This is a genomic window from Helicobacter suis, from assembly GCF_902196125.1.
GTDB lineage: Bacteria > Campylobacterota > Campylobacteria > Campylobacterales > Helicobacteraceae > Helicobacter > Helicobacter suis_B.
The window spans coordinates 1-1,026 of the sequence record NZ_CABIKG010000048.1 but is presented as its reverse complement, the minus strand read 5'-3'; the positions used below and the strand labels follow the sequence as shown (position 1 = coordinate 1,026).

At 39.1% G+C, this 1,026-nt stretch carries 2 protein-coding genes; both read right to left on the bottom strand.

Going from position 1 to position 1,026, the window contains the following annotated elements; all coding sequences use genetic code 11:
* Window positions 1-265: 265 nt before the first annotated feature.
* Window positions 266-547, bottom strand: a complete 282-nt coding sequence (locus tag G6Q00_RS08200; RefSeq protein WP_163532752.1) for a hypothetical protein — start codon at window positions 545-547, stop codon at window positions 266-268.
* Window positions 540-1,026: polymorphic toxin type 50 domain-containing protein (locus G6Q00_RS08195; protein WP_205426579.1), on the bottom strand; the 487-nt coding region annotated here is incomplete at its 5' end. The genes G6Q00_RS08195 and G6Q00_RS08200, both read right to left, overlap by 8 nt.

Sequence of the window (1,026 nt, the reverse complement as noted above, 5' to 3'; positions counted from 1 at the left end):
TTGAGTGTTTAACCTTTTTTGGATTGATCAGAAATGTAGATATTAACTTTTTGAATCGTGATTATGTTAGCCTAGATTTGGAGTGTGAGGAGTTGACTTGATGTTTATCTTTAAGCCGTGTTTAACGGCCATTAAATGGCGGTTAAATGCAAATTGATACACAAGAAAATTTAGTTAAGTGGTGGGAGTTTAAGTTATCAGTTGACATACTCCCCATAGCTAAAGCTAGGGGCTTTACGGCGCGAGTGGTAAATTTTTCATGCTATCACCCGCCCCTACACTCTTTTGTTAACATATCTTTATAAACCTTGCGATCAAGCTTATACAGCGGGGTTATTCCCTTAATATCTGAAACATTCAAACCATATATCCAGCCGCCGCCCATGCTAATTGCTAAATTATCTTCTTCTTCACCACTACACGCGGCAAAATCATAGCCAGAAAAAACCCCCTCAATAGTAGTGCCTTCATCGCAAATTTGATCATTGATTAGAGTAACTCTAACAAACCAGCCTAAGTATTTTATATGATCTTCTAGTTTAATCATTATCGCCCCTAACAAAAGGCACAATGTGCATACCTCTTTTATTAAAATGCACCTTACTAAAATTTGTCTTTGTTTTTTCTTTTATCCCACCAAATGGCACAACTATGCCTTCAAATTCTGGGTGTTCAATAATTATTTTTTTGTCCCATGTGCGCTTTTCCCCCCGTATGGCCGCCGTTTGCTTTATCCACCCCCTAACTTGCTCAATACTTGGCGCTTTAGTGTAGTAACTGCGCCCTTGCTTATAATTTGGGCTATCTAATACATGCAAATCCTGCCTATCATCTAAACTTAATAAAGCTAGCGCGCTTTTAATTGTGTTTAAAACTCTTTGGGTAAAGGGGTAAGGCTTTTCAGCGGGGGCGCGTTTGGCTAATTCGTCAAAATCTAATTTCTTAATCTCAAAGCCCGATTTTAACGGAGGCGCCTCCGTGAAATGTTCTAGCCCCACTAACTCCGTACCTTGAATCTCTAATTCA

What these genes read in the sequence shown, in the direction of transcription:
- G6Q00_RS08200 (WP_163532752.1), bottom strand. Translation starts at nt 547, where the DNA reads ATGATTAAACTAGAAGATCATATAAAATACTTAGGCTGGTTTGTTAGA.